At 71.8% G+C, this 25,634-nt stretch carries 27 protein-coding genes; 16 read left to right on the top strand and 11 right to left on the bottom strand.

Annotation, left to right across the window (positions count from 1 at the left end; translation table 11 throughout):
* Nucleotides 1–5: 5 nt before the first annotated feature.
* Together lpdA and HHX30_RS02135 are read right to left on the bottom strand one after the other, a co-directional pair.
* On the bottom strand, nucleotides 6–1,385 hold the full coding sequence (gene lpdA / locus HHX30_RS02140) for a dihydrolipoyl dehydrogenase (RefSeq protein WP_169978761.1): 1,380 nt from the start codon (nucleotides 1,383–1,385) through the stop codon (nucleotides 6–8).
* Between the two features lie 137 nt (nucleotides 1,386–1,522).
* The gene (locus HHX30_RS02135; protein ID WP_169978759.1) at nucleotides 1,523–3,031 is read right to left on the bottom strand and encodes a leucyl aminopeptidase; all 1,509 of its coding nucleotides are present in this window, start codon (nucleotides 3,029–3,031) and stop codon (nucleotides 1,523–1,525) included.
* 136 nt (nucleotides 3,032–3,167) lie between these two features.
* On the opposite strand from HHX30_RS02135, the gene HHX30_RS02130 reads away from it, so the two are divergent.
* Genes HHX30_RS02130 through HHX30_RS02120 form a run of 3 tightly spaced genes read left to right on the top strand, consistent with a single transcriptional unit; the run spans nucleotide 3,168 to nucleotide 5,580 of the window.
* Nucleotides 3,168–3,551, top strand: a complete 384-nt coding sequence (locus HHX30_RS02130) for a GntR family transcriptional regulator (RefSeq protein WP_169978757.1) — start codon at nucleotides 3,168–3,170, stop codon at nucleotides 3,549–3,551.
* Nucleotides 3,548–4,558: a DUF1648 domain-containing protein gene (locus tag HHX30_RS02125; protein WP_169978755.1), complete on the top strand. Its 1,011-nt coding sequence runs from the start codon at nucleotides 3,548–3,550 to the stop codon at nucleotides 4,556–4,558. The genes HHX30_RS02130 and HHX30_RS02125 overlap by 4 nt, the downstream gene beginning before the upstream one ends.
* Nucleotides 4,559–4,566: 8 nt before the next feature.
* Nucleotides 4,567–5,580: a CPBP family intramembrane glutamic endopeptidase gene (locus HHX30_RS02120; protein ID WP_169979737.1), complete on the top strand. Its 1,014-nt coding sequence runs from the start codon at nucleotides 4,567–4,569 to the stop codon at nucleotides 5,578–5,580.
* A gap of 28 nt (nucleotides 5,581–5,608) precedes the next feature.
* Here HHX30_RS02120 and HHX30_RS02115 read toward each other — a convergent pair whose 3' ends face one another.
* Both HHX30_RS02115 and HHX30_RS02110 read right to left on the bottom strand, forming a co-directional pair.
* Nucleotides 5,609–6,568 carry an adenosylcobinamide-GDP ribazoletransferase gene (locus tag HHX30_RS02115; RefSeq protein WP_169978753.1) on the bottom strand — a complete coding sequence of 320 codons (960 nt, stop codon included), beginning with the start codon at nucleotides 6,566–6,568 and terminating at the stop codon, nucleotides 5,609–5,611.
* Between the two features lie 248 nt (nucleotides 6,569–6,816).
* Nucleotides 6,817–7,881, bottom strand: a complete 1,065-nt coding sequence (locus HHX30_RS02110; protein WP_169978752.1) for a bifunctional adenosylcobinamide kinase/adenosylcobinamide-phosphate guanylyltransferase — start codon at nucleotides 7,879–7,881, stop codon at nucleotides 6,817–6,819.
* 163 nt (nucleotides 7,882–8,044) lie between these two features.
* Between HHX30_RS02110 and HHX30_RS02105 the strand changes: the two genes are divergently transcribed.
* A complete protein-coding gene (locus HHX30_RS02105; RefSeq protein ID WP_079313380.1) occupies nucleotides 8,045–8,251 on the top strand; it encodes a hypothetical protein in 207 nt (68 codons plus the stop codon).
* Between the two features lie 81 nt (nucleotides 8,252–8,332).
* On the opposite strand, the gene HHX30_RS02100 is transcribed toward HHX30_RS02105, so the two are convergent.
* Complete coding sequence (locus HHX30_RS02100) at nucleotides 8,333–9,331, bottom strand: aldo/keto reductase family protein (RefSeq protein ID WP_169978750.1); 999 nt, start codon at nucleotides 9,329–9,331, stop codon at nucleotides 8,333–8,335.
* A gap of 65 nt (nucleotides 9,332–9,396) precedes the next feature.
* On the opposite strand from HHX30_RS02100, the gene HHX30_RS02095 reads away from it, so the two are divergent.
* On the top strand, nucleotides 9,397–10,548 hold the full coding sequence (locus HHX30_RS02095; RefSeq protein ID WP_169978749.1) for a hypothetical protein: 1,152 nt from the start codon (nucleotides 9,397–9,399) through the stop codon (nucleotides 10,546–10,548).
* A 39-nt stretch (nucleotides 10,549–10,587) separates the two neighbouring features.
* On the opposite strand, the gene HHX30_RS02090 is transcribed toward HHX30_RS02095, so the two are convergent.
* Entirely contained in the window at nucleotides 10,588–11,223 is a 636-nt protein-coding gene (locus HHX30_RS02090; RefSeq protein WP_169978748.1) for a DUF3043 domain-containing protein, read from the bottom strand.
* Nucleotides 11,224–11,370: 147 nt separating this feature from the next.
* On the opposite strand from HHX30_RS02090, the gene HHX30_RS02085 reads away from it, so the two are divergent.
* The 5 genes from HHX30_RS02085 to HHX30_RS02065 are packed head-to-tail and all read left to right on the top strand — an operon-like array spanning nucleotide 11,371 to nucleotide 14,662.
* Nucleotides 11,371–12,171, top strand: coding sequence for a PspA/IM30 family protein (locus HHX30_RS02085; protein ID WP_169978747.1), 801 nt, complete (start codon nucleotides 11,371–11,373; stop codon nucleotides 12,169–12,171).
* A complete protein-coding gene (locus HHX30_RS02080) occupies nucleotides 12,168–12,446 on the top strand; it encodes a PspA-associated protein PspAA (RefSeq protein ID WP_169978746.1) in 279 nt (92 codons plus the stop codon). The genes HHX30_RS02085 and HHX30_RS02080 overlap by 4 nt, the downstream gene beginning before the upstream one ends.
* A complete protein-coding gene (gene htpX, locus HHX30_RS02075) occupies nucleotides 12,446–13,339 on the top strand; it encodes a zinc metalloprotease HtpX (RefSeq protein ID WP_169978745.1) in 894 nt (297 codons plus the stop codon). The genes HHX30_RS02080 and htpX overlap by 1 nt, the downstream gene beginning before the upstream one ends.
* A 10-nt stretch (nucleotides 13,340–13,349) precedes the next feature.
* A complete protein-coding gene (locus HHX30_RS02070) occupies nucleotides 13,350–13,898 on the top strand; it encodes a PspA-associated protein PspAB (protein ID WP_169978744.1) in 549 nt (182 codons plus the stop codon).
* 17 nt (nucleotides 13,899–13,915) lie between these two features.
* Nucleotides 13,916–14,662 carry a maleylpyruvate isomerase family mycothiol-dependent enzyme gene (locus HHX30_RS02065; protein WP_169978743.1) on the top strand — a complete coding sequence of 249 codons (747 nt, stop codon included), beginning with the start codon at nucleotides 13,916–13,918 and terminating at the stop codon, nucleotides 14,660–14,662.
* A 65-nt stretch (nucleotides 14,663–14,727) separates the two neighbouring features.
* Here the strand turns inward: HHX30_RS02065 and nadA are convergent, their stop codons facing one another.
* Nucleotides 14,728–15,882, bottom strand: coding sequence for a quinolinate synthase NadA (nadA, locus tag HHX30_RS02060; protein WP_311922040.1), 1,155 nt, complete (start codon nucleotides 15,880–15,882; stop codon nucleotides 14,728–14,730).
* A 194-nt stretch (nucleotides 15,883–16,076) separates the two neighbouring features.
* Between nadA and erpA the strand changes: the two genes are divergently transcribed.
* Together erpA and HHX30_RS02050 are read left to right on the top strand one after the other, a co-directional pair.
* Nucleotides 16,077–16,430, top strand: coding sequence for an iron-sulfur cluster insertion protein ErpA (gene erpA / locus HHX30_RS02055; protein WP_079313357.1), 354 nt, complete (start codon nucleotides 16,077–16,079; stop codon nucleotides 16,428–16,430).
* 167 nt (nucleotides 16,431–16,597) lie between these two features.
* Entirely contained in the window at nucleotides 16,598–17,584 is a 987-nt protein-coding gene (locus HHX30_RS02050) for a carbohydrate kinase family protein (protein ID WP_169978739.1), read from the top strand.
* A gap of 10 nt (nucleotides 17,585–17,594) precedes the next feature.
* Here the strand turns inward: HHX30_RS02050 and HHX30_RS41190 are convergent, their stop codons facing one another.
* Both HHX30_RS41190 and HHX30_RS02040 read right to left on the bottom strand, forming a co-directional pair.
* A complete protein-coding gene (locus HHX30_RS41190) occupies nucleotides 17,595–17,924 on the bottom strand; it encodes a sulfurtransferase TusA family protein (RefSeq protein WP_169978737.1) in 330 nt (109 codons plus the stop codon).
* Nucleotides 17,924–19,057 carry a cysteine desulfurase family protein gene (locus tag HHX30_RS02040; protein WP_169978735.1) on the bottom strand — a complete coding sequence of 378 codons (1,134 nt, stop codon included), beginning with the start codon at nucleotides 19,055–19,057 and terminating at the stop codon, nucleotides 17,924–17,926. Before HHX30_RS02040 ends, HHX30_RS41190 begins: the two co-directional genes overlap by 1 nt.
* 322 nt (nucleotides 19,058–19,379) lie before the next feature.
* On the opposite strand from HHX30_RS02040, the gene coxB reads away from it, so the two are divergent.
* The 4 genes from coxB (at nucleotide 19,380) to HHX30_RS02020 (ending at nucleotide 23,439) form a co-directional block, all read left to right on the top strand.
* A complete protein-coding gene (coxB, locus tag HHX30_RS02035; protein WP_249349522.1) occupies nucleotides 19,380–20,075 on the top strand; it encodes a cytochrome c oxidase subunit II in 696 nt (231 codons plus the stop codon).
* Complete coding sequence (gene ctaD, locus HHX30_RS02030; protein WP_310741731.1) at nucleotides 20,072–21,736, top strand: cytochrome c oxidase subunit I; 1,665 nt, start codon at nucleotides 20,072–20,074, stop codon at nucleotides 21,734–21,736. The genes coxB and ctaD overlap by 4 nt, the downstream gene beginning before the upstream one ends.
* Nucleotides 21,733–22,128 carry a cytochrome c oxidase subunit 4 gene (locus HHX30_RS02025; RefSeq protein WP_169978729.1) on the top strand — a complete coding sequence of 132 codons (396 nt, stop codon included), beginning with the start codon at nucleotides 21,733–21,735 and terminating at the stop codon, nucleotides 22,126–22,128. Before ctaD ends, HHX30_RS02025 begins: the two co-directional genes overlap by 4 nt.
* Before the next feature lie 141 nt (nucleotides 22,129–22,269).
* A complete protein-coding gene (locus HHX30_RS02020; RefSeq protein WP_169978727.1) occupies nucleotides 22,270–23,439 on the top strand; it encodes an Ig-like domain-containing protein in 1,170 nt (389 codons plus the stop codon).
* Between the two features lie 9 nt (nucleotides 23,440–23,448).
* Here the strand turns inward: HHX30_RS02020 and HHX30_RS02015 are convergent, their stop codons facing one another.
* Nucleotides 23,449–24,561 carry an acyltransferase gene (locus HHX30_RS02015; RefSeq protein WP_169978725.1) on the bottom strand — a complete coding sequence of 371 codons (1,113 nt, stop codon included), beginning with the start codon at nucleotides 24,559–24,561 and terminating at the stop codon, nucleotides 23,449–23,451.
* Nucleotides 24,551–25,621 carry an alpha/beta hydrolase gene (locus HHX30_RS02010; protein WP_311922039.1) on the bottom strand — a complete coding sequence of 357 codons (1,071 nt, stop codon included), beginning with the start codon at nucleotides 25,619–25,621 and terminating at the stop codon, nucleotides 24,551–24,553. Before HHX30_RS02010 ends, HHX30_RS02015 begins: the two co-directional genes overlap by 11 nt.
* Between the last annotated feature and the right edge of the window lie 13 nt (nucleotides 25,622–25,634).

Below are 25,634 nucleotides of genomic sequence, written 5' to 3'. Positions count from 1 at the left end.
GGGCTTCAGTTGTGGACGTGCAGCGGCTTGCCGGCCAGGGCCAGCATCGCCTCGCCGAGGGCCTCGGACTGGGTCGGGTGCGGGTGGATCAGCTGGGCGACGTCGGTGGCCGTGGCCTCCCAGTTGAAGATCAGCTGGGCCTCGGCGATCAGCTCGCCCACCCGGCTGCCCACCATGTGGACGCCGAGCACCCGGCCGTCGCGCTCGGCGACGACCTTGACCTCGCCCTGGGTCTGCAGGATCTTGCTCCTGCCGTTGCCCGCGAGGTTGTAGCTCAGCTCGACGACGTCGTGACCGCGCTCGCGGGCGACCGACGTGGCGATGCCCACCGACGCGACCTCGGGCTCGGAGTAGGTGATGCGCGGCACGCCGTCGTAGTCGATCGGCACCGGGTTGAGCCCGGCGATGTGCTCGGCGACCAGGATGCCCTCGGCGAAGCCGACGTGGGCGAGCTGCAGCGTGGGGATGAGGTCGCCCACGGCGTAGACGCCCGGCACGCTGGTCTGGCAGAACTCGTCGACGAGCACGTAGCCGCGCTCCATCGTGACGCCGTTCTCCTCGAAGCCGAGGCCGGCCGAGACCGGGCCGCGGCCGACGGCGACGAGCATGATCTCGGCGTCGAGGGTCTTGCCGTTCTCCAGGGAGACGACGACCCCGGTGTCGGTGGTCTTGACGCTCTCGAACCTGGCGCCCAGCTCGTACTTGATCCCACGGCGGCGGAAGGCGCGCTCCAACAGCTTGGAGCTGGACTCGTCCTCCAGCGGCAGCAGGTGCGGCAGCGCCTCGACGATCGTGACCTCGGCGCCGAACGAGCGCCACCCGCTGGCGAACTCGACGCCGATGACGCCGCCGCCCAGGATGACGACCGAGGACGGGATCCGGTCGAGGACCAGCGCGTGGTCGCTGCTGATCACCTTCTCGCCGTCGATGTCCAGGCCGGGCAGCGACTTCGGCACCGAGCCGGTCGCCAGCACGACGTTGCGGCCCTCGTACACCTGGTCGCCGACCACGACGCGGTTGGGGCCGGCCAGGCGGCCCTCGCCCTCGACCACGGTGATCTTCTTGCTCTTGATGAGCCCAGCCAGGCCCTTGTAGAGGCCGCCGATCACCTTGTCCTTGTACGCGTGGACGCCGGGGACGTCGATGCCCTCCAGACGGGTGCGGACGCCGAACGACTCGCCCTCGCGGGCCTGGTCCGCCAGCTCGGCCGCGTGCAGCAGCGCCTTGGTGGGGATGCAGCCGCGGTGCAGGCAGGTGCCCCCGACCTTGTCCTTCTCGATGAGGACGACGTTCATGCCGAGCTCGGCCGCCCGCAGGGCACAGGCGTATCCACCGCTACCGCCACCTAGGACGACGATGTCGTAGGGGCCGCTGCCATCAGCCACTGGAATGCTCCTTGGTCGTATTCACACCGCCGGAAGGACCCGGCAGCATCTTTTCACTTGTCCCGGAAGATCGTGGCCCCGGCCCGGGCCCGCGCGGGCGCGCCGCGACCTGGCTCGTTACGAGGGCCGTCTTCCTGTTAAACAGCCTGCGCGGACGTGCCGTTCCCCGCGTAGCGCTCGGCGACCGCGACGAGCGTGCGGGTCATCGCGCCGGTGCCGCCCTTGGGGGTGTAACCGTGCGGCTCGCCCTTGTTGAACGCCGGGCCCGCCATGTCGATGTGCGCCCACTGGACGCCCTCGGGCACGAACTCGCGCAGGAAGATGCCCGCGGCGAGCATGCTGCCCCACCGCTCGGGCTGGAGGTTGGCGATGTCGGCGACCGCGGAGTCGAGTCCCCTGCGCAGCTCGGCGGGCAGCGGCATGCCCCAGGCGCCCTCACCCTGCTCGCCGGCGATGCGGACGACCTCCTCGCGGAGGGCGTCGTCGTTGGCCATCACGCCGGCCGTACGCCAGCCGAGCGCGACGATCTGGGCGCCGGTCAGGGTGGCGACGTCGATGATCACGTCGGGTTCGTCCTGGGCGGCGCGGGCGATGCCGTCGATCAGCACCAGACGGCCCTCGGCGTCGGTGTCGAGCACCTCGACCGTCTTGCCGCTGTAGGTGTGCAGGACGTCGGAGGGGCGCTGGGCGCTTCCCGAGGGCATGTTCTCCGCCAGGCAGAGATAGCCGACCGCGTTGACGCGCAGGCCCAGCCGGGCGATCGCGACGAGCGCGCCGAACACGGCTCCCGCGCCGCCCATGTCGGACTTCATCCAGTCCATGGAGGCGGAGGGCTTGAGCGACAGGCCGCCGGAGTCGAACGTGATGCCCTTGCCGACGAAGGCGACCTTCCGGGTGGCCTCGGGGTGGCTGTAGGCGACCCGGACCAGGCGCGGCGGATTGACCGAGCCCTGGCCGACGCCGACGATGCCGCCGTAGCCGTCCTCCTTGAGCCTGACCTCGTCGAGCACCTCCACCGAGAGACCGGTCTCGCCGCCGGTCTCCCGGGCGATCTCGGCGAAGCGCGCGGGCCACAGGTCGGACGGGGGCGTGTTCACCAGGTCGCGGACGAGGGCGACGGCGTCGGCGAGCGTCGCCGCGTGCGCGACGGCCTCCTCGGCCCCGGCCGCGCCGGACAGGACGGCCAGCTCGCCGACCGGAGCCTTACGGTCGCCGCCGGTGCGGTACCGCGTGAAGTCGTAGGCGCCGAGCAGTCCGCCCAGCGCGACGGCCTCCGCCTCGTCGGCCGTACGGGCGGGCAGGGCGAGCGCCGCGGACGCCGTCCCGGCGAGGGAGCGGACGGCCGCTCCCGCCGCACGGCGCAGGGTTTCCAGGTCGTAGCCGTCCTCGGGCGCGTCGCCGAGGCCCACGACGACGGCGATGGGCGCCGGCAGCGCCCCAAGGGTCGGGATCTTGACGACTTCCTCGGCCTTGCCGGTGAACCCCATCGTGCTGAGGATCTCGGCCAGTCGTCCGTCCAGGGCCTGGTCGAGGCCTTCGCCGCCCGGGGCGGGGCGTGGACCTTCCGGGGTCGTGTGGACGCCGATTATGAGAGCTGCGGTCTCGATGGAGACCGCGTCAGATGCGTTTATGCGCACTGTGGTCACGTGAGCCGATGCTAGCTGGGCTTACTCGGCTACGCATAAACGAGGGTTCATCCTACCTATCAGTAGCCGGGATGGTGCCAATCGAACTAGCACCATCGCGGCACTTCGGGTAGATGGTGCTAATGTGAATAGCACCATGTTGCTCACGCTTGATCTCAACGATCCGCGGCCCCTGCATGAACAGGTGGCCGACGCCGTCAGGCGCGCGATCGGGGCCGGGGACATCGCCCCGGGCGACCGGCTGCCGCCGGCCCGCGACCTGGCCCACGCGCTGGGCGTCAACGCGAACACGGTGCTGCGCTCGCTGCGCGACCTGCGCGACGAGGGCCTGCTGGAGTTCCGCCGCGGGCGCGGCGTGTCCGTGCTGCGCAGGCCGGACGGCCGTGAGGCGCTCAGGGCGCGGGTGCGAGACCTGCTCGACGAGGCCGCCGGATACGGCCTCACCGCGGACGACGTCGTCGCCCTCGTCAAGGACCTCGGCAAAGACTTCGGCAAGGACCCCAGCAAGGAGACGGCATGACCGAACCGCACGACAGCTCCGTGACCGGCGTCCGCGCGCGACTGATGGCGGCCCTCGCGGCCTGGGCCGTGCTGGTCGCCGCCGTGCTGGTGGCGGTGCCGCTGGCGTTCGCCGACCGCCTCCCCGACCCGCTGGCCACCCACTGGGGGCCCTCCGGGCGGCCCGACGGCTCCATGCCCTTCGCCGTCTTCGTGCTCCTCGCCGTGGTGTGGGCCGTCATCGCGGCGATCGGCCTCGGCGTCGCCGCGCGCCGCCGTAACCTGGTCCGCCGGGTGACACGCGCCTGGTTCTGCGCCGGGCTGGCCTGGGCGGGCGGGTTCATGGTCACCACGCAGGCCGTCACGATCGCCGCCAACCTCGACCGCGGTCACTGGACCCGTGCGGCGGGTGTGAGCTGGCAGGTCGCGGTGGTCGTCGCCGCGCCGATCGCGCTCGGGGCGCTGGGCTGGCTCGCCGGCCGGCGCGGCCCTGACGTTCCCGCCGCGCCGTCGGGGACCGGACCGCTGATCGACCTCGACCCGGGGAAGCGGCCGGTGTGGGTCTCCACCGTCACCGCGCGCTGGGCGGCCTTGCTCGCGCTCGTGTCCCTCGCCGCCGCGGTGGTCGTCGCGGGCGTGGCCCTGTCCGGCCGGGTCCCCGGCGGCTGGAGCGTGGTGGTGCCGCTCGCTCTGGTGGGCGTGATCGGCACGGTGCTGTCATCGGTCTCGGTGCGGGTCGTCCCCGAAGCGCTGACCGTGTCGGTCGGTCCGCTGCGGTGGCCCTCGCGCACGGTGCGGCTCGAGCGCGTGGAGCGGGCGTGGGTGGAGGAGCGGTACCCGGCCCAGGTGGGCGGATGGGGCTACCGCGGGCTCCCGGGGCGGGCCACGATCATGATCCGCGGCGGCGAGTGCCTGGTCGTCAGATACACCTCCGGCGGCGAACTGGGGATCACGGTGGACGACGCCGCCACGGGCGCCGCTCTCGTCAACGCCCTCGTCGCCCGACGGCACTCCTCTGCCGAAAGGTGATGACTGTGATGCGGCGTCACGCCGATGTCTGGCTGTTCCTCCTCGTCGCGTTCGCGGCCTCGTGGCTGATCGCGCTGCCCGTGTGGCTGGGGGCCGCCCCGCTCGGCGCGGCCGCCTTCCAGATCCTCGGCATCCTGATCATGTTCACGCCCTCCCTCGGCGTACTGGCCGTGTGGCTCACCCGGCGGCGCGGCACGACGGCGCGGCAGTGGGCGCGGGCGACGGGGCTCACGTTCGGCCCGCGGCGGGGGAGGACCGTCGCGCTCCTGGCGGCGGCCCTGCTCGGCGTGCCGCTTCTCGTGGCCGTCGCACTGCTGGTCAGCGCCGCCGTGGGGGTGGTGCGCCTCGACGTCGCCGGGCTGAGCCTCTACCGCGCGCAACTGGCCGCGGTCCTCGACCAGGTGCCGCTGGACCCGGGGGTCCTGTACGCCGTCCAGGTCGTGCAGGCCGTGCTGCTCGCCCCGATCCTCAACGCGATCCCCGCGCTCGGGGAGGAGTGGGGCTGGCGGGGCTGGCTGCTGCCGCGCCTTCTGGGCGACCCGGCGGTCTCGCCCACGCCGGCGGCGGTCTCGCCCCCGGCGGCGGGGGAGCCCGGCACTGGGGAATCCGGCGCTGGGGAATCCGGCGCTGTGGAACCCGGCACCGGGGAGTGGCGGCCCGCCCGGGTGTGGCCCGCGCTGGTGCTGTCCGGCGTGATCTGGGGCCTGTGGCACGCCCCGCTCACGCTCAAGGGGTACAACTACCCGGCGCTCGGCGCCTGGGCGGCGGTGCTGTTCGTCGGCTTCTGCGTCATATTCGGGGCGCTGCTCGGCTGGGTGCGGCTGCGCTCGCGCAGCGTGTGGCCCGCGGTCGCCGCGCACGCCTCGGTGAACGCCACGACCGGCCTGGCGCTGCTCCTCGGCGACGCGGCGGACCCGCCGAACCCGGCGCTCGCCGGGATCAGCGGGATCGTCGGCTGGGTGCTGCTCGCGGCCGTCGTCCTCGTCGCCTACCGGCTGCGTCCCGTCACCGTGCCGCGCTGACGCGCGCATCCCCGGGCGGCCCCCGGCGTCACAGCAGCAGGACGGCGGCCAGCAGCGTCACTGTGGTGGCCGTCTCCACGAGGGCGCCGAGCACGTCGCCCGTGACGCCGCCCAGCCGCCGTACGGCCCGGCGGCGCAGCAGCGCGGCGGCCCCCAGCCCGGCGGCCATCGCCAGCAGCAGTCCGGCGGGCGCGAGCAGGTACGGGTCGACGGTCACGTGGGACAGCAGACCGGTGGGCCGGGGACCCGCGCCGAGGGTCCCCCCGTTGGCCGATGTGGGATAGCCGTAGTCGTTGCCGAGGCGGTCGAAGCCGGCGGGGAACAGCGCGCCGAGGTCCAGGACGACCCGGGTCCCGTCGGCGGCCGGCACGCAGAAGGCCGGTGCGCCGATCGCCGCCACCAGGGCGAGCACCGCCACGACGGCGGCCGACGCGAGGGTGGCCCCGATCGCGGCGCCCCGCCGTACGGTGCCGGCGACGAGCGCGCCGAGGCCGGTGGGCCGGGCCGGGGGCACGCCCTCGCGGCAGGCCCACGTGACGGCCAGCCGACCGGTCACCGCGGCCGCCACCAGCGCGACCCAGGCGACGGCGTCGCCCCGCGACAGCGCGGCCACCTGGACGAGCAGGGCGATCACGGCGGCGACGACCCCGAACGGGCCGATGTCGGAGCGCTTCATCACCTCCAGCGCCCCGTCGGACGGCTTGCCGCTGCCGAGCCCGTCGGCCAGATCCGCGAGTCCGTCGAGATGCAGGGCCCGCGTCAGCCACGCGAGCGCGCCCACCGCGAGGACGGCGCCGAGCAGCGGCGAGCCCGACATCGCACCGGTGGCGACGAGCACCACGGCCCCGGCCAGGCCGAGGAGCACACCGACGAAGGGCGCCAGCGCCATGGCGCGTCCCACTACGACGCGGCCGGCCTCCACCGGCCGTACGGGGAGGATCGTGAGCGTCCCGACCGCGAACCGCCAGGCCGCGCCAATCCCGTTCATGCCACCCCCTCGCCGGGCGGCTCGGGGTTCGGTCGTGCCGGAGGCGCGCAATCCAGCACCTCGCGAATCGCGCTGTGCTTACTGATTCGCTCGCTCCGCTCGCTCATGCCACCCCCTCGCCTGGCGACTCGGGGTCGCGTCGGGCCGGAGGTGCGCAGACGACCCAGCCGAATCGCGCTGTGCTTACTGATTCGCTCGCTCCGCTCGCTCATGCGAGGTTCGTCGGACACGAGGGCAAAGCGTAGTTCTCACGGGGGCAACGGGACGACCCGGCCGGCGATCACCAGGGCGACGTCCTCGGACTCGCGGGCGAGGGCCTGGTTGAGGCGGCCGAGCGCGTCGCGGAACAGCCGTCCGGCGGGGGTGGCCGGGATCACCCCGAGGCCCACCTCGTCGCTGACCGCCACCACGCGGGCGCGGGTGCCGCGCCAGGCGGCAACCAGCGCGTCGCACCGCCGCGCCACCCGGCCGAGCGCCGGGCGGTGGTCGTCCGCGGCCGTGCCGTCCGGCCAGGCGGCGCACTCGTCGAACACGGCCGCCAGCCAGGTGCCGATCCCGTCGACGAGGAACGTCCCCGAGGCGGCGGACAGGACGGCCACGAGGTCGGTGGTCTCCACGGTGTGCCAGTGCGCCGGGCGCCGCTCCCGGTGGGCCCGTACGCGGGCGAGCCAGGCCGGGTCGTCGCCGCCGGAGGGCCCGGTCGCGACGTAGGTCACCTCGGGTTCGGCGGCCAGGCGGAGTTCGGCCTCCTCGGACTTGCCGGACCGCGACCCCCCGAGCAGCAGTGTCCGGCGTGGCGGCGCGCCGCCTCGCCGCACGCTGAGCGCCGCCTCCGCGCTCGCCGTGCAGGCCGTGTCCACGACGGTCCCGTCGGGGACGGCCGTCGCGCCCCAGAAGCCGAGTCGGCGGGCCAGTTCGTCCTCGCTCGTGACACGGTGGTCGAGACGCACCGCGATGATCCGCGTCGCGGGCGTGACCCGTCCGCGACGGCGCAGGTCGCCCAGCCGCTCCGGCCGGTCGGGCAGGTCCATGAGCACCACGTCGAAGGGCGCGTCCTCATCCCGCGCTCCGGCGGACGGTCCCACGGAGCAGAGCAGGCGGCCGCCGTCCGGTCCGGTGAGCTCGCAGCCGTCGGCGGTGTGGCGGATCCGGTAGCCGCCGGGCGGGCGGGCGTCCGTGAGCCGTACGCGGCCGTCGACCACGACGGACAGGGGGCGGCGATGGCCGGGGGCGAGCCGGCCGCAGGACGCGCAGGGACAGCCGGGGGCGGGCCAGCCGTCCGGGCCTCCGGTCCCCTCCAGACGGACCTCCATGCCGTTCCTCTCCAGCGTCTCGGGTGATCGGGCGGCCCCGACCCTAGCCGCGCCGCGGGGGGAGGTGGAGGCCGGGGCGGAGAGGATAGGGTCCGGCTGCACGGCCTTTGTGCCGTACCGGTCCCGGCGCGGGGACGGCGAGGAGTCGAAGGAGCGGGTGCGGATGATTTGGCGGTGGCGTTACGAGGACGCGAACGGCGGCGAGGTCACGGACCGGCCGCTGCCGAGGGAGATCTTCTCCAGCCAGTCCGACGCGGAGTCGTGGCTGGGGGAGAGCTGGCGCGAGCTGCTCGAGGCCGGTGTCGAGCAGGTCACGCTCATGGAGGACGAGCGGGTCGAATACTCGGGGATGTCCCTGCGCGCCGAGTGAGCCGGGCGGGTGCCGGGACCCGCGACGGGCGCGGTCCCGGCACCCGCTACGACGCCGCCCCGGTGGGACGGGAGCCGGGGATCAGGGACGCGCGGACGGGCTGACGGTCTTGCCCGGGTCGCGCTCGACGACCGGCCCGAGGACGTCGTCGATCTTCTTGAGCACCTCGGCGTCGAGCTTCACGCCCGAGGCCTTCACGTTGTCGCGCACCTGCTCGGGCCTGGTGGCGCCGACGATGGCCGACGACACGTTGGGGTTCTGCAGCACCCACGCCACGGCGAGCTGGGCCATCGTCAGCCCGAGGTCGGCCGCGACCGGCTTGAGGTCCTGCACCCGGCGCAGCACGTCGTCGTCCATCAGCCGGCTGATGAAGCCGGAGCCCGCGGGGTCGGTGGCGCGGGACCCGGCCGGCGGCGGCTGCCCGGGCAGGTACTTGCCGGTCAGCACGCCCTGCGCGATCGGCGACCAGACGATCTGGCCCAGGCCCTCCTTCTCGCACAGCGGCACGACCTCGGCCTCGATGACCCGCCAGAGCATCGAGTACTGCGGCTGGTTGGACACCAGCCGGTCGAAGCCCATCTCATCGGCGATCTTCAAGGCCCGGGCGATCTGGTCGGCCGACCACTCGCTCACACCGACGTACAGCACCTTGCCCTGGCGCACGAGGTCGTCGAAGGCCCGCAGGGTCTCTTCGAGCGGCGTCTCGACGTCGAAGCGGTGCGCCTGGTAGAGGTCGACGTAGTCGGTCTGGAGCCGGCGGAGCGACCCGTTGATCGACTCCATGATGTGCTTGCGGGACAGTCCCCGGTCGTTCTTGCCCTCGCCAGTGGGCCAGTAGACCTTCGTGAAGATCTCCAGCGACTCGCGGCGCACGCCCTTGAGCGCGCGGCCGAGGACATCCTCGGCCCTGGTCCCGGCGTAGACGTCGGCGGTGTCGAAGGTGGTGACACCCTCGTCGAGAGCCGCGCGGACGCACTCGACGGCGGCGTCCTCCTCCACCTGCGACCCATGGGTGATCCAGTTGCCGTAGCTGATCTCGCTGACCATGAGGCCACTGCGGCCAAGATGACGGTATTCCATGGTTCTGACCCTAGGTCATCCCGCCGGGACAGCCCATCGATGTGGTTCGCGGTAGGGTGCCCGGCGTGCGCCGGTTGATCGTTTCCCGCCCTGTACGACTGGCTCTGGCCGTCGCGCTGGTCGCCGGTGTCGCCGCCGGGCTGGTCGTCGCCGCGCGCCGCCGCCGTGCCGCCGCGCCGGTGCCGCCCGGTCCGCGTCCGGCCGCGCGGCGGGACGCGGCAGACCCCGCCGGGAGCGGCCCCGAGCCGGTGCTCGGGTGGCCCACGTCGGATGACCTCGAGAGGTACGACCGGCCGGAGGGCGGCGCGCCGATCGCCCGTCTCCTCGCCGGGCTTCCCCGGATCGGGCGGCCGCGCGGGACGAAGGCGCGCCGGTGGACGGCCGCGCTCGTCGCGCTCGGCCTGCTGGCCCTCGGTGCGCAGATGCTGGACAACGCGGTGTTCGGCCCGGAGCCCGGGCCGTCGTTCGGCTGGACGGCGTACGCGGGAGACGACGTCGAGCCATGTCTCGCGGACGGGTGCCCGGTGGCCGGGAACCACATGCCACCGGGCATCGGTCCCTGTCCCGCGCCCGGTTGCGACGTGGTGCGGGACCCCGCGCCGTCCGCCGGTCCCGTCGCCGACGTGCCCGCGGTGGGGCCGCCGCCGTCCCGCGACCCCGCGTGCGCGCTCGGGCGGACGGGCTCCACGACCCCGGTCGTACGGCCGATCTCCCGCCGGGTGACGGCCGCGGTGAACCGCCAGTGGCGGCGGATAGAGAAGTGGCTGAGGGCGCACGCGCCTAAGACGTACGCCTCGTTGAACAAGCCGGCCGGCCCCCGGCTGGTGGCCAAGGCCGAGGCGCGGCTCGGGAGGCCCATCCCCGACTCGCTGCGGGCCTCGCTGCTGCGCCACGACGGCGCACGCGGGATGGCGGCGTTCCGGTTTCCGACGAGCCACGCGATCATGGGCGCGCGCGGACTTGTCGCGTCCTGGCCGGAGGCCTGCGAGATGGGCGAAGGCATCCCCCTCGCCTACGACCCCGACTTCGGCGACTATCTCGTGACGAACTCCGCCACCGGCGGCGTGGGCTTCGCCGACCCGGAGTCGCCGTACTTCGAGGACGAGTGGTCGTCGTACTACGCGCTGCTCAAGACCACGGCGGACGCCCTCGCCGGCGGCCACCCCGTGGACGGGTCGGTGCCGGTGGTGCGCGAGGGCGCCCTGGAGTGGGAGTGAGGCTCCCGGGTCGGACGGGCGCTCAGACGGCCGCCGGGGTCACTTCTTCGCGCCCGCCGTGTCCTTGAGGGCGACCGGGATGCCGCCGGGCAGGACCGTGGGCTTGGGGAAGCGCAGGCGGCGCATCTGGGACGAGCGCATCGCCGCGTAGAAGCCCACGCCCTTGAGGTCCTCGCCCGGGAACTTCGCCGCCGCCTCCTTCTTCACCTTCGAGGCCACGTAGAACGAGCTCGCCAGCACGAGCACCATCACGACCGGCAGGGACAGCGAGTAGACCGTGATGACCGCGGCGCGGACCGGGATCGGGAACGGCACCATCGACAGCAGCATGATGACGAACACGACGGGCAGGAAGTACTGCCCGGGCAGCCGCCGCGAGTCCACCCAGTCGCGGGCGAACTTGCGCACCGGGCCGCGGTCGCGCGCCGGGAGCGCCCGCTCGTCGCCGCGCAGCATGGCCTCGCGCTGCTTGCTGCGGAGCGCCTTGTCGCGCTCGCGCGCCAGGCGGTAGGCCTCCTTGCGGTTGGCCGGAGCGGTCACCGGGGAGCGGCGGCGGCCCTGCGCCTCGCTCCGCTTCGGGGTGGGACGGCCCTTCCCCGGGGTGCCGTGGGGCTTAGGATCCTCTACAGGGACGGGGGAGTCCTCCGCGGAGGTCTGAGTGCGACGTCGGAACACGTGGCTCAGCCTACCTGGAGTGCAACTTAGTGACGCCCTCGCGCGTTATGCGTAGGGTGAACCCAGGCGGCTACGCCGCCTGACAAGGGGCTTGAGACGGCTGGGATCACCCACGCACAACCTTGGAGAAGGGGACGGCCGACGCGCATGAGCGTGATGAAGAGACTTTCCATGATCTTCAAGTCCAAGGCCAACAAGGCCCTGGACAAAATGGAGGATCCGCGGGAGACGCTGGACTATTCCTATCAGCGCCAGCTCGAGTTGCTGCAGAAGGTCCGCCGAGGCGTGGCAGACGTGGCCACCAGCCGCAAGCGGGTGGAGCTGCAGATCAACCAGCTCGAAGGGCAGGCCGCCAAGCTGGAGAACCAGAGCAGGCAGGCCCTGTCGGCCGGGCGCGAGGACTTGGCCCGCGAGGCGCTGACCCGCCGCAACGGCCTCAACGCCCAGATCGCCGACCTGCGAATCCAATACAGCAACCTTCAGGGCGAGGAGGAGAAGCTCACCCTCGCCAGCCAGCGGCTGCAGGCCAAGGTCGACTCCTTCCGTACGAAGAAGGAGACCATCAAGGCCACCTACACGGCGGCCGAGGCCCAGACGCGGATCAACGAGGCGTTCTCCGGAATCTCCGAGGAGATGGGCGACGTCGGCCTGGCGATCCAGCGCGCGGAGGACAAGACGGCGCAGATGCAGGCGCGCGCGGGCGCGATCGACGAGCTGCTGGCCAGCGGCGCGCTGGACGACTTCACCGGGCAGCGTGACGACATCCAGGCCGAGCTCGACCGCATGGGCGCCGGCTCGGACGTGGAACTGGAGCTCGCCAAGATGAAGGCCGAGCTCGGCCAGGGCCCGGCGCCCAGGAGCGCCATCGAGCCCGGCCAGCAGGGTCAGGCGGCCCCGTCCGGCCAGCAGCACACGCAGCAGCTGCGTCAGCCGGGGGAGGGACTGTGATCGTCAGAATCATGGGTGAGGGACAGGTCGAGATCGGCGCCGCCGACATCGACGTCCTGAACGAGCTCGACAGCGAGCTGGAAGCCGCGATCGAGTCGGGCGACGAGGACGATTTCCGTACGAAGCTCCACGCCCTGCTCGACAAGGTGCGTCACGTGGGCAAGGCCCTGCCGGACGACTCGCTGGAGCCGTCCGAGCTGATCCTGCCGCCGGCCGACGCCTCGATCGAGGAAGTGCGGGAGATGCTCGGGGACACCGGGCTCATTCCCGGCTGATGTCCTCCACACGGTTCGCCCCTGATCGCGGCCTCACCGTCCGGATGACCGTGACGATGTTCCTGCTCGGGCTGCTCTACGTCGCGTTCGTGGCCGTCCTGGTCGCGGTTGGCGTACGCGCGGTCACCGTGCTCGTGATCGCCGGTGGTCTCCTGCTGGCGCAGTACTTCCTGTCCGACAAGATCGCGCTGTTCGCGATGCACGGGCGGGAGGTCTCGCCGCAGGAGGCCCCCGAGTTGCACGGGATCATCGACCGGCTGAGCGCGATGGCGGGAATGCCGAAGCCGCGGGTGGCGATCGCCGACTCGGACATCCCGAACGCGTTCGCCACGGGGCGCGACCGGAAGAACTCGGTGGTCTGCGTGACCACCGGCATCCTGCGCAGGCTCGACGCGCGGGAGCTCGAAGGGGTGCTGGCCCACGAGATGTCCCACGTGGCCCACCGGGACGTGGCGGTGATGACGATCGCCTCGTTCCTGGGGGTCGTGGCCGGCCTGATGACCCGCTTCGCGCTCTACACCGGTCTGGGCGGCCGGAGGAACGACAACGGCCCCCCGATCGGACTGATCATCTTCGCGGTCTCCGGCCTGGTCTACGCCGTCAGCTTCCTGCTCACGCGGGCGCTGTCGCGCTACCGCGAACTGGCCGCGGACCGCGCGGGCGCGCTGCTGACGCAGCAGCCGAGCGCCCTGGCCAGCGCCCTGGTCAAGATCAGCGGCGACATCGGCAGGATCCCGACAAGGGATCTGCGTGAGGCGCAGCCGTTCAACGCCTTCTTCTTCGCACCGGCCATCTCGGGCCGGAGCGTCGCCTCGCTGCTGTCGACCCACCCGCCGCTGGAGCGCCGGCTGGAGCAGTTGTCCAGGATCTCCGCGGCGCTGGGTCGCGGATGAGGGGGCGCTGATGGGCTGGTTCGACGCGCTGCTCGGCCGTTCCAAGCCCGCCAGGCCCGACCTCGACGCGCTGTTCGCGCTGCCGTCCGCCGCCGTCACGCTGCAGGCCGCCACCGGCTTCGCCCCGGCGGGCGCCGGGTCGGTGTGCTTCCGCGCCGCCGAAGGCGGCGCCTTCGCCCGGCTCGAACAGGACGTCCAGGCCCTGATGGGCAAGGTGGAGGTCTCCCGGGACTCCTACGGCTACACCTGGCTGCAGGTGCGCAACCCCGACGTGGCCGGGCTCGTGACCGACCTCCACGCCGCCAACTCGTCCCTGGAGTCGGCCGGGTTCGGTCCTTCGCTGCTGTGCTCGCTCGTCGCGTTCGCCGATCCCTCCGGACGGCGGCTCGCGATCGTCTACCTCTACAAGCGCGGCACGTTCTACCCCTTCGCCCCCCTGGGCGAACCACGCCGCGACAACGCGCTGGAACTGCAGGTGCGCGGTGTCCTGGAGCGCGAGCTGAAGATCGAACCCGATCTGGCGAGCTGGTTCCCCGTCTGGGGCGCCCCCGGCCTCTGACCGTTCCAGGAGCCTTCATGACCGAGTGGACCCACCTGCGGTACGCCGAGGCGGCGGCCGCGGAGATCGGCCGCATGGCCGCGACCGTACGGGGCCGGGACGGATCCACCTCCGTTCCGACCTGTCCCGGCTGGGATCTGCGCGCCCTGACCGAGCACACGGGGGCCGTCCACCGATGGGCGGCCGCCATGGTGCGCGACGCCGCGCCGCGCCGATACGACCGCGAGGCCATGGACCACGGCTTCCCCGAGGACTTCGCCGAGGCCGCCGACTGGCTGGAGGCGGGAGGCGTCCTGCTCACGGACGCGTTGAAGGGCCGCGACCCGGACACGGAGATGTGGGGATGGGCGGGCGATCGGCACGCGCGGTTCTGGTCCCGCCGCCAGCTCCACGAGACCGTCGTCCACCGCGCGGACGCCGAGATCGCCCTCGGCATCGCCCCCCGCGTCGACGAGGATGTCGCGGCCGACGGCGTGGAGGAGTTCTTCGCCGTCCTCTCGTACGCCCGGTGGCGCCCGCTCGTCGCCGAGCTCAGGAGCGACGGAGAGGCGATCGCCTGGCGGACCGACACGGGCCTGGCCTGGCTCGTCCGGCTGACCCACACAGGATTCACCTGCGAGAGGTCCGAAGGCCCCGCCGACGTCACCGTACGCGCGCCGACGGCCGGGGACCTGATGCTGACGCTGTGGAACCGGCGTGAGCCCGACGCGGTCCACGGCGACGACGAGCTGCTGCGGTTCTGGCGCGAGCGCGCGAAGATCTGAGGCCGGGAACCGAAGACGCGGGCGCCCCCGGGAGATTCGTGGGCGCCCGCGTCGTAGGGCCGCCGCTACGGCAGGGCGAGCATGCGGTCGAGGGCGACCTTGGCCCAGTGGGTGGTGTCCGCGTCGACCGTGATCCGGTTGACGACCTCGCCTTCGGCCAGCGACTCCAGCGCCCAGACCAGGTGCGGCAGGTCGATGCGGTTCATGGTGGAGCAGTAGCACACGGTCCGGTCGAGGAACGTGATCGTCTTGTCCGGGAACCGGTTCGCCAGGCGGCGCACCAGGTTCAGCTCGGTGCCGACGGCCCAGGAGGACCCGGCCGGGGCCTCCTCCAGCTTCCGGATGATGTACTCGGTCGACCCGACGAAGTCGGCCTTGGTCACGACCTCGTGGCGGCACTCGGGGTGGACGAGCACGTTCACCCCCGGGATGCGGGCCCGCACCTCGTCCACGCACGCGGCGGAGAAGCGCCCGTGGACCGAGCAGTGGCCCTTCCACAGGATCATCTTCGCGTTCTCCAGCTGCTCCCGGGTGAGGCCGCCGTTCGGGCGGTGCGGGTTGTAGACCACGCAGTCGTCCAGCGACAGCCCCATCTCCAGCACCGCGGTGTTGCGGCCCAGGTGCTGGTCGGGCAGGAACAGCACCTTCTCGCCCTGCTCGAAGGCCCAGTCGAGGGCGCGCTTCGCGTTCGAGGAGGTGCACACGGCGCCGCCGTGCCGTCCGCAGAACGCCTTGATGTCCGCGCTGGAGTTCATGTACGTGATCGGCACCACCCGGTCGGCGATGCCGGCGTCCTCCAGGGCGTCCCAGCAGTCCTCGACCTGGGTGAAGGTCGCCATGTCGGCCATCGAGCAGCCGGCGGCCAGGTCGGGGAGCACCACCTTCTGCGTGTCACCGGTCAGGATGTCGGCCGACTCGGCCATGAAGTGGACGCCGCAGAACACGATGTACTCCGCCTCGGGCCGGGCGGCGGCCTCGCGGGCGAGCTTGAACGAGTCACCGGTCACGTCGGCGAACTGGATGACCTCGTCACGCTGGTAGTGGTGACCGAGCACGAACAGCCGGTCGCCCAGCCGCTCCTTGGCCACGCGTGCGCGCTCCACGAGCGTCGGATCGGACGCGGGAGGCAGCTCGCCCGGGCAGTCGACGCCGCGTTCGCTGTGCGGGTCGGTGCCCTGGCCGAGGATGAAGAGCGGAAGGCCGGTCTCGGTGATCGTCACGACCACACCCCCTCGGGGACTTATCGTCTAACTGACGACTAATCATTACATATCGCATCGGCTGGTTCGTCGCGTGGTTGCCGGTAGGGCACTGGAATGTGTAGGGCTTCACCGGTGTTGGTAGCGTCTAGGTAGGACGTCAGAACCAATCGACCGCCCCGATGGGCGGTTGGCGCAGACGCGGGAGTCAGCACATGACGGTTGAGAGCAGCGAGACCACTCAGCAGGGCCTGATCCTGACTGACGCGGCCGCCGCCAAGGTCAAGAGCCTGCTCGAGCAGCAGGGCGAGGAAGGGCTGCAGCTTCGGGTGGCCGTCCAGCCGGGTGGCTGTTCCGGCCTGCGTTACCAGCTCTTCTTCGACGACCGGTCGATGGACGGCGACGTGGTCTCCACCTTCGGCGGCGTGAACGTCGTCACCGACCGGATGAGCGCGCCGTACCTCATCGGGGCCACGGTCGACTTCGTGGACACCATCGAGAAGCAGGGCTTCACCATCGACAACCCCAACGCGACGGGGTCGTGCGCCTGCGGCGACTCGTTCAACTGACGGCGCACGCGCGCCCGGCCGCGGGCGACGGGTGACGCGTCGAGCGCCCCGCACGGATTACTCCGCGCGGGGCGTCGTCATGTCCCGAGACGGTACGCTCAGTAGGTTCGGCGGGATCTCATCCCGGCCCCCGTCTCCCTGATGCTGACAACGAGGAGAATGACCCCGTGCGCATCGCCGTCACCGGCTCCATCGCCACCGACCACCTGATGACGTTCCCCGGCCGCTTCGGCGACCAGCTCATCGCCGAGCAGCTCGACCGGGTGTCGTTGTCGTTCCTCGTCGACGATCTGCAGGTCCGCCGCGGCGGATGCGCGGCCAACATCGCCTTCGGCATGGGCTGCCTCGGGCTCACCCCGATCCTGGTCGGCGCCGTGGGCACCGACTTCGCCGACTACCGCTCCTGGCTCGAGCGCCACGGCGTCGACTGCGCGTCGGTCCACGTGTCCGAGCTGCACCACACCGCGCGCTTCCTGTGCACCACGGACGAGGACCACAACCAGATCGCCTCGTTCTACACCGGCGCGATGGCGGAGGCGAGGGAGATCGAGCTGGGCCCGATCACCGAGCGTCTCGGCGGGCTCGACCTGGTCCTGATCAGCCCCAACGACCCGGCGGCGATGGTGCGGCACACCGACGAGGCGCGTCAGCGGGGCATCCCGTTCGCGGCCGACCCGTCGCAGCAGCTCGCCCGCATGCCCGGCGAGGAGATTCGCCAGCTCGTCGAGGGCGCGGCGTACCTGTTCAGCAACGACTACGAGCTGGGCCTGATCGCGCAGAAGACCGGCTGGTCGGACGAGGAGATCCTGGACCGGGTCGGCGTACGGGTGACGACCCTCGGGCCCAAGGGCGCCAGGATCGACCGGAAGGGCGAGCCGTCGCTGCACATCCCGCCGGCGCCCGAGCTGGGTAAGGCCGACCCGACCGGCGTCGGGGACGCCTTCCGCGCCGGGTTCCTCGCCGGGCTCGCCTGGGGTCTGCCCCTGGAGCGCTGCGGACAGCTCGGCAACCTCACCGCCACCCACGTGCTGGAGCGGATCGGCTGCCAGGAGTACGAGCTGAGCCAGCGGGTCTTCCTCGAGCGGTTCGCCGCCGCCTACGGGTCCGACGCGGCGGCCGAGGTGGCCGGGCACGCCCGCTGCCACTACGCCTGAGTCCGGGCCCTCAGTAGTTGCGGCGCACGTGGATGGACCAGCCGCCCTGGGGCAGCTCGTAGCTCCCCACGTGCTCGTGTGACTTCAACCGGCACCAGGCCGGGACGTCGGTGAACGCGGCGGGGTCGTCGGCCAGTACGGCGACCACGCCGCCCGTCGCCACCTGGTTGATCCGCTCGGCCAGCATGATGATCGGGATCGGGCACTTGCGGCCCAGCGCGTCGATCGTCAGCGCGGGCGGCTCCGCCGGCCGGACCGGCGCGGCGGGCTCGGCCCGCTCCGCCGCCTGGGCCGCCTCGGGAGACCGCCGGGCGCCGTCGCCCGTCCGTCTGCGCCACATCAGTGCACCCCCAAGCTCGACCGGATCCGCCGCACGATGTCCGGGAGCACCGCGAGGAAGCGATCGATGTCGTCCTCGGACACGCCACGGGGCAGCGATACCCGCACATTCCCATGCGTAAGCACGCCCATTGCCTCCAGGACGTGCGATGGACGAAGCGTACTCGCCGTGCAGGAGCTTCCGGACGAGACGGCGAAACCGGCCTTGTCGAGCTCGGTCAGCAGCGCCTCGCCCTCGACGTACATGCAGGAGAACGTCACGATGTGCGGCAGCCGCAGGACCGGGGCGCCGACGACCTCCACGTCGGGCACCAGCAGAGGCACCTCGGCGCGGATCCGGTCGACCAGGGCCGACAGCCGCCTGCTCTCGGTCTCCGCCTCCTCGGCCCGGGCGCGCAGTGCCGCGACGGCGGCCACGATCGCCGGCACGTTCTCGAACCCCGGCACGCGCCGCCGCTCCCGCTCGTCCTCCGGCAGCGGCGAGCGCCAGCGCACGCCCTTGCGCACCGCCAGCACGCCCACCCCGGCCGGGCCGCCCCACTTGTGCGCGCTCGCGGTGAGGACCGACCAGCCCTCGGGGAGCGGCATGCGGCCCGCCGACTGGGCGGCGTCGACCAGCAGCGGCACGCCCGCCTCCCGGCAGGCCCGCGCCGCCTCCTCGACCGGCTGGAGCGTCCCCACCTCGTGGTTGGCCGTCTGCAGGCATGCCAGGGCCGTGCCGGGCCGCGCGACGGCCTCGGCGAACGCGCCGGCGTCCACCCGGCCCGTACGGCTCACGCCCACGAGTTCCACCTCGCCGCCCGCGCGCTCGTGCACCTCGCCCGCGTGCAGGACGCTGGAGTGCTCGACGGCGCCCGCCACCAGGCGCGTCCCGGCCCGGCGGCGGCCGGCCAGCGTGCCGAGCACCCCGAGGTGGACGGCCTGCGTCCCCGACGAGGTGAACGACACCTCGTCGGGCCGGGCGCCGATCAGTTCGGCTACCTCCGCCCTCGCGCGCTCCAGTAACATCTGGGCGCGGCGCGCCGTGCCGTACAGGCGGGCGGGATCGGCCCAACCGGCGTCGATCGCCGCCAGCAGGGCGTCACGGGCCGCGGGATGGAGAGGTTCGGTCGAAGCCGCGTCCAGGTAGGCCACAGTTGAGACATTAACGGGGGCTGGTCAGGGGGGCGGCGCCGGTCCGCGCTAATGTGTCCCCCAGCGTGAACTCAACCAAGTAAAGGGCAGACCGGCCGCAAGGTTGGTGCCGGTCTCACCTGAGAGTCAATTGGAAAAACCGCCCAGGAGAGGAACTCTTGGGCTTCATCTGTGGGGTAGGCGATCCGTGAGTCCGACCCGCCGTACGACACGGCGACCGTGGGCACGCCGCCGGTTGCCCGGAGCCGCCGCCGTGGCGCTGCTGGTGGCGTCCGGCACGGCGTGTAGCAACCAGGCGATCGATCAATGGTCCCGTGGGGGCATGCCGGAAGGTGTTACCAAGCAGGCCGGCATCGTCCAGACCCTCTGGAACGGGAGCTGGGTCGCGGCTCTCGCCACCGGCGTGGTCGTCTGGGGACTGATCCTGTGGGCGTGCATCTTCCACCGCAAGAAGAAGAACAGTCCCGACCAGCTGCCTCCGCAGGTGCGCTACAACCTGCCGATCGAGATCCTCTACACGGTGGTCCCGGTCATCATGGTGGCGGTCTTCTTCTACTTCACGGCCCGTGACGAGACCGAGATCACGCGGATCACGAAGGACGCCCCGGTCAAGGTGGCCGTCGAGGGCTACCAGTGGAGCTGGCGCTTCACCACCGAGTACCAGGGCCAGAAGGCCGTGGTCGCGGGTGTGCCGGTGGACCTCAGCAAGCAGAGCGAGCAGACCCCCCAGGGTCCGCAGCTCGTGCTGCCGGTCAACACCCAGGTGCAGTTCGACCTGCACTCGCCCGACGTCATCCACTCGTTCTGGGTGCCGGCGTTCCTGTTCAAGCAGGACGTCTTCCCGGGCAACGTGCACAACCACTTCCAGATCACGACGCTCGACAAGACGGGTGTCTTCATCGGCCGATGCGCCGAGCTCTGCGGCAGCGACCACAGCAAGATGCTGTTCTCCGTGAAGCTCGTCCCGCAGGCCGAGTTCGACCAGTACATCAAGAGCCAGGCGGGGAGTGCGCAGTGACCGCCATCCAGGAACCGGCCGGCATCGTCGCGCGGCCGTACACCAAGGGCACGGTCATCGCCAAGTGGCTGTCCTCGACCGACCACAAGGTGATCGGGCACCTCTACCTGATCACGTCTTTCGTGTTCTTCCTCATCGGCGGCGTCATGGCGCTGGTGATGCGGGCCGAGCTCGCGCAGCCGGGGCTGCAGGTCGTCAGCAACGAGCAGTTCAACCAGCTGTTCACGATGCACGGCACGATCATGCTGCTCATGTTCGCGACGCCGCTGTTCGCCGGCTTCGCCAACGAGCTGATGCCGCTGCAGATCGGCGCCCCCGACGTGGCGTTCCCCCGGCTGAACATGGTGAGCTACTGGCTCTACCTGTTCGGCAGCACCATCGCGGTCTCCGGCTTCCTCACGCCGGGGGGCGCCGCTTCGTTCGGCTGGACGGCGTACGCGCCGCTGTCCGACGAGGTCACCTCACCGGGCCTCGGCGGTGACCTGTGGCTGATGGGCCTGACGCTGTCCGGTCTCGGCACCATCCTCGGCGCGGTGAACTTCATCACCACGATCCTCACCATGCGCGCCCCCGGCATGACGATGTTCCGGATGCCGATCTTCACCTGGAACATCCTGCTGACGAGCATCCTGGTGCTGCTGGCCTTCCCGGTGCTCGCGGCCGCGCTGCTCGCTCTGGAGGCCGACCGCAAGCTCGGAACACACATCTTCGACGCGTCGACCGGCGGTCCGATGCTGTTCCAGCATCTGTTCTGGTTCTTCGGCCATCCCGAGGTCTACATCATCGCGCTGCCGTTCTTCGGCATCATCACCGAGGTCCTGCCGGTCTTCAGCCGTAAGCCGATCTTCGGCTACGTCGGCCTGGTTGGCGCGACCATCGCCATCGCGGGTCTGTCGGTCACCGTGTGGGCCCACCACATGTTCGTGACCGGCCAGGTGCTGCTGCCGTTCTTCTCGTTCATGACGTTCCTCATCGCGGTGCCGACCGGCGTGAAGTTCTTCAACTGGATCGGCACGATGTGGCGCGGGCACCTGTCGTTCGAGACGCCGATGCTGTTCGCGGTCGGCTTCCTGGTGACCTTCCTGTTCGGCGGCCTCACCGGCGTCATCCTGGCCTCGCCTCCGCTGGACTTCCACATCAGCGACACCTACTTCGTCGTGGCCCACTTCCACTACGTGGTCTTCGGCACCGTGGTCTTCGCGATGTTCGCGGGCTTCTACTTCTGGTGGCCCAAGTTCACCGGCAAGATGCTCAACGAGAGGATCGGCAAGCTCCACTTCTGGCTGCTGTTCTTCGGTTTCCACCTGACCTTCCTGGTGCAGCACTGGCTGGGCGTCATCGGCTTCCCCCGGCGGTACGCCGACTACGCGGCGAGCGACGGCTTCACGGACCTGAACATGGTCTCCTCCGTCGGCGCGCTCCTGCTGGGCCTGTCCACCCTGCCGTTCTTCTACAACGTCTGGGTGACGTGGCGTAAGGCGCCCAAGGTCACGGTGGACGACCCGTGGGGCTTCGGCGGCTCGCTCGAGTGGGCGACCTCCTGCCCGCCGCCGCGGCACAACTTCGTGTCGCTGCCGCGGATCCGGTCCGAGCGCCCGGCGTTCGACCTCAAGTACCCGCACATCACCGCCAAGCCTGAGCTGGTGGAGGAGTCCCGATGAAGATCCAGGGATGGATGTTCCTGCTCTGCGGCGTCTTCTTCGCCGCCGCGGACGTGGTCTACTGGTTCTGGTCGAAGGAGCCGACCGGCACCACCGCCATGGCGATCTCCGTCGGCCTGGCCCTCATGATCGGCTACTACCTGCTGTTCACGGCGCGCCGCATCGGCGACCAGCCGGAGGACAACAAGGAGGCCGAGATCAGCGACGGCGCGGGCGAGATCGGCTTCTACAGCCCGCACAGCTGGTGGCCGCTGTTCGTCTGCCTGTCGGCCGCACTGACGTTCTTCGGCTTCGCGATCGGCTGGTGGCTGTTCTTCATCGGCCTGTTCTGCACGGTCATGGCGATGATCGGGTTCGTGTTCCAGTACTACCGGGGCAACTTCTCGCACTGATCGCGTGAACCCCGCTGTGCGGCCGGTCGGCGATCTCGCCGGCCGGCCGTCCGCGTTCTTTGCCCGTACGCGGTGTCCAGAGAGCCCGAACGGTACGCCACTGGGGAATAACCCCCGGAAAGCGACGCTAGGGGGACGGACGTGCGTGCTGGTGCGGGGGTGCTGGCCCTTCTCGTGGTGATTTCCGGGTGTTCCACGTCGGGTGGGCAGGACGAGGATCGAGGCGCCGGGACGGCGATCAGCATCAGCCCGCTCGACGGCGCCGCCGACCTGCCGCCCGAGCTGCCGATCCTGATCGGCGCGGCGGGCGGCAAGCTCACTCATGTGGCCGTACAGGCCGCTGGGCGGCCCGTAGCGGGCGTGTTCAGCCCCGACCGCACCCAGTGGCGCAGCGAGCGTCCCATGGCCCCCGGCACGGCCTACAGCGTCGAGACCACGGCCGCGGGTCCCGGTGGCTCGACGACCAGGACCGTGCGCTTCACCACGAAACAGGCCGCCAAGACCTTCGGCATCTCCACCCTGCTGCCCAGCAAGCAGGACACCGGCCTGAAGGTCGGCATCGGCATGCCGATCATCATCACCTTCGACAAGCCGATCAACGACCGCGTGTCCGTCGAGCGCAACCTGATCGTGCAGGCGTCCAAGCCCATCGACGGCGCCTGGCACTGGCTCGACGACAAGAACGTGGTCTTTCGCCCGGAGAAGTACTGGCCGACGTACACGAAGGTCCGCGTCACCGCACGTCTGGCCGGCGTCAGGGGCGGCGAGGGCATGTACGGCAAGCAGGACTACGTCCGGGACTTCGAGATCGGCCGTTCGCAGATCAGCGTGGCCGACACCCAGACCCACCACATGAAGATCGAGCGGGACGGCAAGCAGATCAAGGACATGCCGATCAGCGCGGGCATGGGCGGCGTGATGCGCCACCACACCACCAGCGGCATCCATGTGGCGATGTCCAGGGAGGACGTCACGGTCATGACGTCTCCGGACGCGGGACCCGGGCAGGCCGGCTACTACCAGACCACCGTCTACAACACCGTGCGCATCTCCAACAGCGGTGAGTACGTCCACTCGGCGCCCTGGTCGGTCGGCGACCAGGGCAACTCCAACGTGAGCCACGGCTGCGTGAACGTCAGCCCGGAGAACGGCAAGTGGTTCAAGGAGAACACCCTGATCGGCGACCCGATCATCGTGACCGGAACGCCGCGCAGGCTGGAGGCCACCAACGGCTGGAGCTACTGGCAGGATTCCTGGCCTGAGTGGCTCAAGCGGAGCCGTCTGCGGGCCGCTCCCGCCGACATCCTCTGAGCTGAGCGGCTACCGCCCGGGCCGGCGTGTCTCGTGACGGCGGAAGACCGCCCAGCACACCGCCAGGGCCGCCGCGAACAGCGGCAGCCACGCCAGGCGGGCGGCCACCCAGCCGGGATCGCCGGGCACGGTGTGCAGGCCGGGCAGCGCCCGTCCCGCGAGCGGCAGGGCCGCCACCGTGACCGCGATCATGGCGGTCTGGTGCCAGAGGAAGATCGTCATGGCGGAGAGGTTGGCCGCCGCCACGGTCGCCCATAGGGCGGGGCGCCGCAGCACCCGCCGCAGGGGGCCGGAGAGCACCAGGGCCGCGCCGCACTGGGACAGCCCGAACGTCACGGCCGCCAGAGTGGGCGGGGACTGGTTGGAGACCGGGGCGCCGGGCACGCCGACCATGGACGCCGGGTAGCCGGCCCACAGGACGAGACCGGCGGTGGCCGCGGCTCCGCCGAGGAACAGCGCCCACCTGGTCACCCGGCCGTCCAGCCGTCCGCGCGCCCACAGCACGCCGAGACAGTACGGCACGAGCCAGCCGGTTCCCACGTTGATCCAGCCGATCCAGGACGGCCCGTCCAGTCCGAACCTGACGAGATCGACCACCGCTACGGCGGCCAGCGGCCACGCCGGATGCAACCGGACGGCGATCGGGGTCGCCGCCGTCAGCGCCGCGAAGACCAGCAGGAACCACATCGGCGACCACACCAGCTTCACCAGCGCGTACACGGTCCCCGGGTCGGCGCCCGAGGCGAGCATCGCCGTCGCGGCCGCGCTCCACACCCCCAGCAGGGGCACGACCGGGCGGAACAGACGGGCCGTCCGCGCGGCGGCCCACCGCCCGTGACCGTCGCCCCGGTTCCGGGCGCGGCGGTGGCTCTCCACGGCCACCCGCCCGCCCACGAAGAAGAACACCGCCATGGTCTGGAGGAGCCAGGAGACGGGTGCGAGCTGCGGCATGTACTTCAGGGGGCTGGTGACACGCAGGGCGCCGCTGTCGGCGACCGGGGCGGTCACCAGCCAGTGGCCGAGCACCACGCCGGAGATGGCGAGGGCGCGCAGCCCGTCGACGGCGCGGTCGCGCCGGGCGGGTGTCGCCGCCTCGACGTGCCGGACGAGGTCATGAATCACCGCTCACCTCGGCGGGAGCATGGCCGGAGAGGATCCGCGCGATGTTCGCCAGCGCGGGCGATCCGTCCTTCAGATAGTCGCTGTGGCCGGCATCGCCCGCGGCGAAGATCCGTGCGCCGAACCGGGGGGACAGGGGATCCTCCCCGAGACCGATCGTGCCGGAGGGCAGGCGCACCGTCGCGTGCGGCAGGTGGGCCACCCAGTCCCGGGCGCCGCGGGCGGCCCACACCGCCGCCCGTGTGCGCATCGCCGCCGCGTCGTCCACGCCGGCGCCGGGGCTGCCGTACAGGACGATGTCCGCGACGTCCAGGCCGGGCGCGGCCCGGCCGCACACCACGCCGCCGTACGAGTGGCACAGCAGGCCGACGCGGGCGGCGGGCCTGAGCCGGGCCAGATCGCGTACGAAGGCACGCAGGGCGGGGACGGCCTCGTCCGCGCGGCCGGGGGTCATCGCCTGGAGGCTCACGGTGCTCGGGGTCCGGTATCCGAGCCAGGCGACCACGGCTCCCCATCCGCCGATCGCCCGCTGCAGCCGCATCGCGCCCCCGCGCAGGAGCCCGTACGTGTCGAGGCCGGTGCCCGAGCCGGGGACGAGAACCGCGATCCGGTCGGCGATGGCGAGGTCGCCGAACACCTCGGTGGCCCGGCCGCCGTCGCGCCCGTCGAAGGACAGGAAGTGCCGCGCGGGGTCGGCCATCGCCCGCAGCATCGCGGCCCGCCACCGGTGGCCCGCCGCGGCGGCGGTCCGCGAGGCCGTCCCGATGGCGTCGCGGGTGGCGGCGTACCGCCCGGCCAGGACCGCGGCGGTCGCCGCGCGCAGCGGGGGCAGGGGAGGCGGGACGGGCGCGGGGACCGCCTCTGGACGTGCCGCGACGGTCATGGGGACGGCGAGCGAGACGCTGACGAGCGCGGCCGGCAGCCTTCGGCGCAGGCGGCCCCGCGCCGGACCCGGGCGGAGGAAGGCGGGCGGGACGCGGCGTGCGCCCGTGCGGCCGGGGGAGAGGGGCAGCGGCGCATGCGGCCGGTCGCGGGCCGCCTGTGGCTGTGCGGTGTCGATCACCCGGTTCACGGTG

It is taken from the genome of Microbispora sp. H10836 (genome assembly GCF_012999525.1).
GTDB lineage: Bacteria > Actinomycetota > Actinomycetes > Streptosporangiales > Streptosporangiaceae > Microbispora.
Note: the sequence above shows the minus strand (reverse complement) of the source record. Positions and strands in the feature narration are given on the sequence as shown.

Excerpts from the sequence above, each read along its gene's own strand:
- HHX30_RS02130 (WP_169978757.1), top strand. The coding sequence starts at position 3,168 with ATGTTGCTCACGCTTGATCTCAACGATCCGCGGCCCCTGCATGAACAG.
- HHX30_RS02125 (WP_169978755.1), top strand. The coding sequence starts at position 3,548 with ATGACCGAACCGCACGACAGCTCCGTGACCGGCGTCCGCGCGCGACTG.
- HHX30_RS02120 (WP_169979737.1), top strand. The coding sequence starts at position 4,567 with ATGCGGCGTCACGCCGATGTCTGGCTGTTCCTCCTCGTCGCGTTCGCG.
- HHX30_RS02115 (WP_169978753.1), bottom strand. The coding sequence starts at position 6,568 with ATGAACGGGATTGGCGCGGCCTGGCGGTTCGCGGTCGGGACGCTCACG.
- HHX30_RS02110 (WP_169978752.1), bottom strand. The coding sequence starts at position 7,881 with ATGGAGGTCCGTCTGGAGGGGACCGGAGGCCCGGACGGCTGGCCCGCC.
- HHX30_RS02105 (WP_079313380.1), top strand. The coding sequence starts at position 8,045 with ATGATTTGGCGGTGGCGTTACGAGGACGCGAACGGCGGCGAGGTCACG.
- HHX30_RS02100 (WP_169978750.1), bottom strand. The coding sequence starts at position 9,331 with ATGGAATACCGTCATCTTGGCCGCAGTGGCCTCATGGTCAGCGAGATC.
- HHX30_RS02085 (WP_169978747.1), top strand. The coding sequence starts at position 11,371 with ATGAGCGTGATGAAGAGACTTTCCATGATCTTCAAGTCCAAGGCCAAC.
- htpX (WP_169978745.1), top strand. The coding sequence starts at position 12,446 with ATGTCCTCCACACGGTTCGCCCCTGATCGCGGCCTCACCGTCCGGATG.
- HHX30_RS02070 (WP_169978744.1), top strand. The coding sequence starts at position 13,350 with ATGGGCTGGTTCGACGCGCTGCTCGGCCGTTCCAAGCCCGCCAGGCCC.
- HHX30_RS02065 (WP_169978743.1), top strand. The coding sequence starts at position 13,916 with ATGACCGAGTGGACCCACCTGCGGTACGCCGAGGCGGCGGCCGCGGAG.
- erpA (WP_079313357.1), top strand. The coding sequence starts at position 16,077 with ATGACGGTTGAGAGCAGCGAGACCACTCAGCAGGGCCTGATCCTGACT.
- HHX30_RS41190 (WP_169978737.1), bottom strand. The coding sequence starts at position 17,924 with ATGTGGCGCAGACGGACGGGCGACGGCGCCCGGCGGTCTCCCGAGGCG.
- coxB (WP_249349522.1), top strand. The coding sequence starts at position 19,380 with ATGCCGGAAGGTGTTACCAAGCAGGCCGGCATCGTCCAGACCCTCTGG.
- HHX30_RS02025 (WP_169978729.1), top strand. The coding sequence starts at position 21,733 with ATGAAGATCCAGGGATGGATGTTCCTGCTCTGCGGCGTCTTCTTCGCC.